This is a genomic window from Yersinia sp. 1252 StPb PI (assembly GCF_048593885.1).
Lineage (GTDB): Bacteria > Pseudomonadota > Gammaproteobacteria > Enterobacterales > Enterobacteriaceae > Yersinia > Yersinia enterocolitica_E.
This window is the reverse complement of sequence record NZ_JAZGQE010000362.1, coordinates 1-1,524: the sequence shown is the minus strand read 5'-3', so window position 1 is coordinate 1,524 and position 1,524 is coordinate 1. Positions and strand designations below refer to the sequence as shown.

Sequence of the window (1,524 nt, the reverse complement as noted above, 5' to 3'; positions counted from 1 at the left end):
CTTATTTTTACCTGAAAAAGCACAACATATTGATACCACACAGGATCAGCTATTTCCGTTCTAATTTTGCGGCATAGGAATTATTCTTAGTTTTGTTTATTTATTGTTTATCTCTTATTCACGCTCAAAATGAGTGCTTTTTGACACAAAATTACGCATTCAGAAATGATATGATTTTTATGAACAAAACTCACTTAATTAAGATAATACTTACATCGTCAGAGGAAGCATCATCCAGACATACCTATCCCCTGCCCACCTTCGACCACATTTTGTGCCACGAACTAAAGATTAAGCACATGTTATCAAAGCTGACCATCAGTTTATGATATAATGCTATAACTGTTTAATAATGCCGCGAATGTTCACTGCGATACTGGGTTAACCCACATCACTTTGTTCACAGGTAAGCTATCACTTCAGGAAAAAAAATGAGTAATCCAGACTTTACCACTTCTGCTGACCCAGAAACTTTAGCGAATGAAGTTGCATGTTTGAAAGCAACATTGACTCTATTGCTAAAAGCGATCGGCCAAGCCGATGCTGGGAAAGTAATCTTAAATATCGAACGTTCCATTGCCGGTATCGAAGACACTGCTCAAGCTGAAGTTTTCACCAATACTCTGGCACAAATCAAGAACGGCTATCGTCAATAGCTTATCAAGATAGAGAGTCTTATTTTGCTCCGCTGCCATATATAGGAATTTCTTTGTTTTTCATTGAAGTATATTCTATTGGCAGCTTTTTTAAATTTTTCGGGATAGCGATGGGACTGTTACTTAAAGCACTGATCGGCGCCATAGTTGTGGTATTGATTGGGCTATTATCGAAGACGCGCAATTACTATATTGCTGGTTTAATCCCGTTATTCCCTACTTTCGCCCTCATCGCACACTATATTGTCGGCCATGAGCGCAATATTGAAGCACTGCGCGTAACAATTATATTCGGTTTATGGGCTATCATTCCCTACTTTATCTATTTGATATCGCTTTATTTTTTAATTGACTATTTACGCCTACCACTCGCATTGACCGCGGCTGTTTTATGCTGGGCCATCGCTGCCTGGATACTTATAGCTGCCTGGAACCAATGGCATAGTTAACGAAAACCATACCATTATCAGCGCAATAGTAATAAAACAAGTGCATGAATAGCCAACAGCGCCACAGAGAAGGTGAGATTCAAATTACTGATAGATTTAGATCTGGCTTCATCAGAAGGTATATCACTTACTTGAATTTTTCTGACGCTGTAAACCCAGTACCCACCGAGCACCACAAAAAGCAAGGCCAGAGACACCGCCAAGAGTGGAGATCCCCAGACTAAGTACTCACTTAATCCTGCAATAGCAAACCAAAGAATGACAAAGACCATAATTAACCACCTAAAGTTTTGATAGTCCGAGCTTAGCACACTCCTTAAAAACCATTAAGACCCACTTACAAGAAAAAAAGGAATGCAGAAAACATAAAATATCAGTCTAAAAACATCATAAACAGCAGAATTGAAGTTAATAAATAG

The 1,524-nt window shown here is 38.6% G+C and carries 3 protein-coding genes; 2 read left to right on the top strand and 1 reads right to left on the bottom strand.

The window, feature by feature from the left end; genetic code table 11:
• The first annotated feature begins 431 nt into the window (after positions 1-431).
• Together V2A85_RS23605 and V2A85_RS23600 are read left to right on the top strand one after the other, a co-directional pair.
• Positions 432-656: a DUF2594 family protein gene (locus V2A85_RS23605; protein ID WP_083159114.1), complete on the top strand. Its 225-nt coding sequence runs from the start codon at positions 432-434 to the stop codon at positions 654-656.
• A 110-nt stretch (positions 657-766) separates the two neighbouring features.
• The gene (locus V2A85_RS23600) at positions 767-1,105 is read left to right on the top strand and encodes a GlpM family protein (RefSeq protein WP_372559885.1); all 339 of its coding nucleotides are present in this window, start codon (positions 767-769) and stop codon (positions 1,103-1,105) included.
• Positions 1,106-1,122: 17 nt separating this feature from the next.
• Here V2A85_RS23600 and V2A85_RS23595 read toward each other — a convergent pair whose 3' ends face one another.
• Positions 1,123-1,377, bottom strand: a complete 255-nt coding sequence (locus tag V2A85_RS23595; protein ID WP_372558765.1) for a hypothetical protein — start codon at positions 1,375-1,377, stop codon at positions 1,123-1,125.
• Positions 1,378-1,524 lie beyond the last annotated feature (147 nt).

Coding starts and splice junctions, on each gene's coding strand:
- V2A85_RS23605 (WP_083159114.1), top strand. CDS start 432: ATGAGTAATCCAGACTTTACCACTTCTGCTGACCCAGAAACTTTAGCG.
- V2A85_RS23600 (WP_372559885.1), top strand. CDS start 767: ATGGGACTGTTACTTAAAGCACTGATCGGCGCCATAGTTGTGGTATTG.
- V2A85_RS23595 (WP_372558765.1), bottom strand. CDS start 1,377: ATGGTCTTTGTCATTCTTTGGTTTGCTATTGCAGGATTAAGTGAGTAC.